Raw genomic sequence first — 6,212 nt, forward strand, 5'->3', positions numbered from 1 at the left:
AATTGTGGGTGTGGCGGCATAGCCAAGTGGTAAGGCACTGGTCTGCAAAACCATCATCCCCCGGTTCAAATCCGGGTGCCGCCTTTAAAGGAATGCAAGCAAAAAGCCCTAGCTGGGGTATTTTTGGGGCAATGGTGACATGTGTCAACTTGTGCCATTTTATGCAAAAATACCCCATTATTTACCATATAAATAGTTACGAATTCCCAGTCCCTGTTCCTCACTTATGACTTCCCACCAACCAAACAGACTAGACACAATAGAAGCATTGCTAGAGCGCGTTACTGTGAGGCTTGATGATTTAAGTGCCAGACAAGCAAATACCCAGCAGCAACTTGATGACCTTGCATCAACCGCCAACAGCATATTTGCTAGAGATGCGATTCTAAATGATGTACTGCTAGAGTTACGCGATAGCCATGAACAACATCAGCGCAACTTTGAAGAACATCAGCGAACAACTAATGCAGCTTTGCAAAGCCTTGAAGCAATATTGCTGCAATTAATCAGAAATTCTCAATAAACAAAGCAGCTGATTTGTGCCAGCTGCTTTAATCAAAAATGCGATCGCCCTTTTGGTCTAGATTGTTACCATCTGATTCACTGGCGCAACTCCAGCTAAATCTAAAATTGGGGCAATCAAATCTTCTCGTTTTACCGCCATCATATGGACGCCTTGACATAATTGTTTGGCAATCTGTACTTGTTCGGCGGCAATTTTCATGCCTTCTTCCAGCGGGTCTTTAGTTTTCGCTAATCTATCAATAATGTGCTGGGGAATATTGACACCCGGAACGCACCTATTAATAAACTGGGCATTTTTTGCCGATTTCAACAGAAAAATTCCTGCCAAAATTGGTTTTTTATAACCAGCAGCAATTGTGTCCATAAATTTTTCTAGGCGCTCAAAATCAGTGATTAATTGACTTTGAAAAAATTGCGCTCCGGCTTCGATTTTGCGTTCAAATCGACTCTGCAAACCCGACCAACTGGCGCATTGCGGATCTACTGCTGCGCCAACAAATAAATCTGTCGCCCCGTCTGTCAAGGGTTTATCGTTGCAATCAACGCCTTGATTCATTTTTCTAATTAGTTGCAGCAATCGCACAGCTTCTAAGTCAAATACACCTTTAGCATCAGGATGATCGCCTGCTTTTACTGGGTCGCCAGTCAGGGCTAAGATATTACGCACACCCAAGGCATGAGCGCCCATGAGGTCGGCTTGTAAACCAATGCGGTTGCGATCGCGACAAGCAACTTGACAAATCGGTTCGATACCATGTTGTAATAAAATAATCGACGCTACTAGCGAAGACATCCGTAATACTGCGCGGCTACCATCAGTAATATTGACGGCATGAACCCTTCCCTTAAGAGTCGCCGCCATTGCAAGCATGTGTGCTGGATTACCACCTTTAGGCGGTGCCACTTCAGCGGTAATCAAGAATTTTCCTTCTCTAGCACATGTTCGGAATGAAGTCAAACAAGTCTGGCTTTGCGTATCAAGCATAACATTGAGTCTTTTTCACTCTGAGTATAGCTTTAGCATAAGGCACCTCAAGATTTATCAGTTATCAGTGTGAGGAAATTAGTGCCTTTTGCCTTGATTAGAGGCAGAGAACAAGAGGAAATCTATGTATAACCTGCCCCTACTCCCTAATTTAGAGTATAGAGAAGCCTAAAGCGGCTTTGACTTGTGTAAGGGTTTGGTTGGCGATCGCTTGTGCTTTTTCTCTGCCATCACGCAACACAGACTCTAGATATCCTTTGTCCTCCATGACTTCTTGATATTTTTCTTGGATTGGTTTTAGTGCATGAATTGTTGTTTCTGTCAATAACGGCTTAAATTGTCCCCAGCCCATGTCTTGGCACTCTGCGGCAACTGCTTGTTTTGGTTTGCCAGAAAGCAGCATGTACAGTGCTAACAAGTTGTTACATTCTGGACGTTCTGGATCATCGAAAGTTAAACCACGAATGGGATCGGTTTTACAACGTTTTATTTTATACTGAATTTGGTCTGGTGAATCTAGTAAATTGATCCGGCTGAGTTCCGACGGATCAGACTTCGACATTTTGCGTGTGCCATCAGCCAAACTCATTACCCTCGCGCCTTCCTTGCGAATTAAGGGGTCTGGTAACTTCAACACAGGCTGATCTGGTTTGCCAAATTGATGATTTAACCTGGCGGCAATATCCCGTGTCAATTCCAAGTGTTGCTTTTGGTCTTCACCCACAGGTACTTTATCGGCTTGATACAGTAAGATATCAGCCGCCATCAGCACGGGGTAGTCTAATAAACCTACATTTACATTTTCTCCCTGCTTAACAGCTTTCTCTTTAAACTGGATCATATCTTCTAACCAGTTTAAGGGTGTAATGCAGTTGAACAACCAAGTTAGTTCACTATGCGCCGAAACGTGAGATTGCACAAAAATAGTGGAGTGATTCAAATCAAGACCACAAGCTAGATAAAGACCAACGAGGGTATAGGTATTATTTGCTAATTGTTTTGGATCATGTGGTAGTGTGATCGCGTGCAAATCAGCCACAAAGAGGTAATTGTCATACTCGCTTTGACCCTCTACCCAGTTACGAATAGCTCCTAAATAATTGCCCAGATGGTAATTGCCTGTTGGTTGAACTCCAGAAAGAACGCGCTGTTTGCCCATAAATTTTAACTCAGTGATCTCAAATCTGCGCTATGTAAAGTAGCGGTCAAAAACTCATTTAATTTTGACATTTTCTTGGGAATTGGGAATGGGTATTGGGGACTGGGGACTGGGGACTGGGGACTGGGGATTGGGGATTGGGGATTGGGGATTGGGGAATGGGGAATTGGGAATTGGGAATTGGTGTTGGTTACTTCTCCCTCATCTCCCTCATCCCCCTCATCTCCCTCATCCCCCGATCACTGAGCGAAGTCGAAGTGCATCTCTTCTCAACAAGAATACATATACCTCATAGTTTACAAAACGCGACAAAATTTTAAGTTTTGATTAGATAAATTAGCAGTAACGTTAAAATTAATAATTTTTTGTACTCCGGGGTGTGTGCTGATGAAAGCTTTACTACTCTGGCCGATAATGCCTAATTCTTTCTGGTCTTACCAGGAAACACTCGATTTGGCAGGTTTACGCTCCACTAATCCGCCGTTAGGTTTAATTACAGTCGCAGCTATGCTGCCAAGTGATTGGGAAATCAAATTAATTGATCGTAATATCTGCCTAGAGACAGATGAAGATTGGAATTGGTGTGATTTGGCAATCATCTCTGCAATGATTATCCAAAAAGAGGATTTCCGTGAATTAATTCAAAAGGGGGTGACGTTAGGTAAAAAGGTGGCTGTGGGTGGGCCTTTCGCCACTTCAGTACCAGAGTTCGCTTTGGAGGCAGGAGCCAATTATCTCATTTTAGATGAGGGTGAATGCACTATTCCCATGTTTTTAGAGGCTTTGGCGCGGGGGGAAGAACGCGGTATTTTTCGCGCTACAGAAAAACCTGATGTGACTCAAACTCCCATACCCCGCTTCGATTTATTAAACTTAGACGCCTACATGGCTGTAACTGTGCAATTTTCACGAGGCTGTCCATTCCAGTGTGAATTTTGCGATATCATCACTTTGTTTGGTCGCAAGCCGCGCACGAAAACACCAGAACAGATGCTAGCTGAATTAGAAGCACTCTATCAAATGGGCTGGTATCGCTATGTGTTTATCGTTGATGATAACTTTATTGGCAACAAACGCAACGCTAAACTTTTGCTAAGGGAATTGATTCCTTGGATGGAAGAACGCAACTATCCTTTCCCTCTACTCACGGAAGCTTCACTAAATCTAGCAGAAGATGATGAATTGATAGAGCTGATGGTGAAAGCTGGCTTTTCTATGGTGTTTATGGGTATTGAAACACCTGATGTAGATAGTTTAATGGGAGTTCACAAAGAACAAAATACCCGCTTGTCGCTTGTGGAGTCGTGCCATAAGATTACACGCGCCGGGTTACAAATTATGGCTGGCTTTATTTTAGGCTTTGATAATGAACGGACTGGTGCAGGCGATCGCATTCAACAGTTTATCGAAGATACAGGTATTCCGCAAGCCCATTTAAGTTTGCTTCAGGCGTTCCATAATACATCGATGTGGACTCGTCTGCAACAAGAGGGTCGATTATTAGATGGTTTAGCAACAGGCTATCAAGGTACGCTGATGAACTTTCAGCCAACTCGGCCTTTAGAAGAAATTGTCACGGAATTTATTAATTGTTTTTGGAATTTGTATGAACCGCTATCTTATCTCAAGCGGACTTATCGCCATTTTACCTTGATGGCAGGTCGGCGTCCTGCAATCAAGCGGCAGCTGACTTGGCATGAGGTGCGCTTATTTCCGGCAATTTGTTGGCGACAGGGTGTAGTGCGTTCGACTCGTTGGCGTTTTTGGTGGCAATTGGTGGCGATCGCTCTCCAAAAGCCCCATTTATTTTATGATTACTTTGTGGCTTTGAGTTTTGGCGAACACTTTTTCACTTTCCGTCATGAGGTGAAGGCGTTATTAGAAAAACAATTGGTAGTTTTACAGCAACAGCAGACACAACACAAAGAGCAAGCAAGTTATCAATTATCGTCTGTGAGTTGAACAAAACGCGGCAGTCCCCACCTTCAAAGTACTCTAATGGTAGGTAAGGATAGCGGGCAATGACGAGGGCATCCTCAATCAAATCAAACCTACGGTTTAACAGAGCGGAGGATGTCCGAGGAGTTGCCAAAAGCCCAAGCAAAGGTTAGTAAGCTAATCGCACGAGTTGCTAACCAAAGACAAAATTGGCTACATCAAATTGCAGCAGATATTGTAAGCAGTAATAGCTTCGTTGCAACTGAAAAACTAGAAGTCAAGAACATGACCGCTAAAGCGAAGATTGGTAAGCGCAGAAAGCGCAAACTTGGCGGTGTCGGTTTCCGTCCCCGAAGTTTGCCGGAAAGAACATCTCCCCGGCAACTTCTCTTCGCCAAAGTTTGTAAGAAACAGAAGGCTGGACTAAATAAGTCAATACTTGATGTTGGTTTTGGTATGCTTCGCAACACCATCAAATACAAAATAGATCAGATTGGTGGTGTGTTTGTAGAAGTCCCAACCAAAAAAGTAAAGCCTAGTCAAACTTGTCCTAAATGCGGACATCAGCACAAGAAAACTCTTGACATTTGGGCGGGTTTCCCGACTTGTAGCGACTGCCGTCTCGACACTCCCTATCAAGTAGGTGTGAAGCAACATGGCTGTTTAAGCTAACCTAGTGCTATTCGCTGATTAAATTCCGATTGTTGGCTCATTTGTTGCCATCCATATGCTAACGCTATATCTTTAGCAGAGCTTTCAATCATGATTGACGGAGCTGTTGAGATGATAACACTGGGGTAAACTGCTGTACCCCATTTGGGATGCACCAATACACAGCATTTATTTTTAATTACTGGATAATTGAGTAAAGCTTTAACAACAGCTGTATCATCGTGAGGAATTACTCCAGGGTGGGAAAGTAAAGGATAGCCAGTACGAGGATCAATTAGGTCTGTTAAATAACCGCGATCGCGTAGACTAAACGCCAAATCGCACCCAAATCGCATAAAAATCTCTCGTAAGCGCTCTTTTTCTGTCTCTATTTCTAAAGTACTTTCCACTAACTGATATCGTGATTGCTGTAAAACAATCACCACCCAAAAAAATGGTTGCTGTTTCCAATCTGGTAATATCCGTTCGCGGTTGGTACAGATATATTGGCTGGGGGCATGAATTGAAATTTGAGCCGCTTGTCCCGTTTTACCAACTAAGTTAATGAGACAGCCTTGTCCCGAAGTGTAAACTCTGGAGTAGTTCACTACATTTGTTCGGTTTTTGCAAGTTGTTTAATTTCATCCTTCGTAATAAATAATAACTCTTATAACTTCCAAAAAATCATTAAAATAACGTAACATCTAATATTTTATTTAAGATATTATTAATAACTCGTAAACTTTTAATCCAATTTTTATCCTTTATTAACCTGTGTAAATGGGGGGAATTGGGCTTTTCCTGTCGGAGACGATGCGCGTAGCTTGCTTAAAGCGTAGGGGTACGACTTCGCTCAGCCCACAGGGGGCGTTGCATAATTGCGGGATGATTTATCGGGCTACGCCCCGCTACGCCCCGCTACGCCCCGCTACGCCCCGCTACGCCCCGCTACGC

5 protein-coding genes, 1 tRNA gene and 1 pseudogene are annotated in these 6,212 nt (G+C 43.3%); 4 read left to right on the forward strand and 3 right to left on the reverse strand.

Annotated features, from left to right (window positions below; genetic code table 11):
• Nucleotides 1-12: 12 nt before the first annotated feature.
• A tRNA-Cys gene (locus tag AC5JMF_RS06515) sits at nt 13-84 on the forward strand.
• A gap of 142 nt (nt 85-226) precedes the next feature.
• Nucleotides 227-523, forward strand: coding sequence for a hypothetical protein (locus AC5JMF_RS06520; RefSeq protein ID WP_495794888.1), 297 nt, complete (start codon nt 227-229; stop codon nt 521-523).
• 57 nt (nt 524-580) lie between these two features.
• Here the strand turns inward: AC5JMF_RS06520 and AC5JMF_RS06525 are convergent, their stop codons facing one another.
• Both AC5JMF_RS06525 and trpS read right to left on the reverse strand, forming a co-directional pair.
• Nucleotides 581-1,510 (reverse strand): methylenetetrahydrofolate reductase, encoded by a 930-nt coding sequence (locus AC5JMF_RS06525; protein ID WP_495794889.1) that lies wholly within the window; start codon nt 1,508-1,510, stop codon nt 581-583.
• 151 nt (nt 1,511-1,661) lie between these two features.
• Nucleotides 1,662-2,669: a tryptophan--tRNA ligase gene (trpS, locus tag AC5JMF_RS06530; protein ID WP_495794890.1), complete on the reverse strand. Its 1,008-nt coding sequence runs from the start codon at nt 2,667-2,669 to the stop codon at nt 1,662-1,664.
• 387 nt (nt 2,670-3,056) lie between these two features.
• Here trpS and AC5JMF_RS06535 point away from each other — a divergent pair, with 387 nt between their 5' ends.
• Complete coding sequence (locus tag AC5JMF_RS06535; RefSeq protein ID WP_495794891.1) at nt 3,057-4,631, forward strand: B12-binding domain-containing radical SAM protein; 1,575 nt, start codon at nt 3,057-3,059, stop codon at nt 4,629-4,631.
• Between the two features lie 108 nt (nt 4,632-4,739).
• Nucleotides 4,740-5,225 (forward strand): annotated as a pseudogene (locus tag AC5JMF_RS06540) (zinc ribbon domain-containing protein); the annotation flags it as partial.
• 50 nt (nt 5,226-5,275) lie between these two features.
• On the opposite strand, the gene AC5JMF_RS06545 reads toward AC5JMF_RS06540, so the two are convergent.
• The gene (locus AC5JMF_RS06545; RefSeq protein WP_495794892.1) at nt 5,276-5,866 is read right to left on the reverse strand and encodes a methylmalonic aciduria and homocystinuria type D protein; all 591 of its coding nucleotides are present in this window, start codon (nt 5,864-5,866) and stop codon (nt 5,276-5,278) included.
• Nucleotides 5,867-6,212 lie beyond the last annotated feature (346 nt).

Source organism: Desmonostoc vinosum, from assembly GCF_059505385.1.

Coding starts and splice junctions, on each gene's coding strand:
- trpS (WP_495794890.1), bottom strand. CDS start 2,669: ATGGGCAAACAGCGCGTTCTTTCTGGAGTTCAACCAACAGGCAATTAC.
- AC5JMF_RS06520 (WP_495794888.1), top strand. CDS start 227: ATGACTTCCCACCAACCAAACAGACTAGACACAATAGAAGCATTGCTA.
- AC5JMF_RS06525 (WP_495794889.1), bottom strand. CDS start 1,510: ATGCTTGATACGCAAAGCCAGACTTGTTTGACTTCATTCCGAACATGT.
- AC5JMF_RS06535 (WP_495794891.1), top strand. CDS start 3,057: ATGAAAGCTTTACTACTCTGGCCGATAATGCCTAATTCTTTCTGGTCT.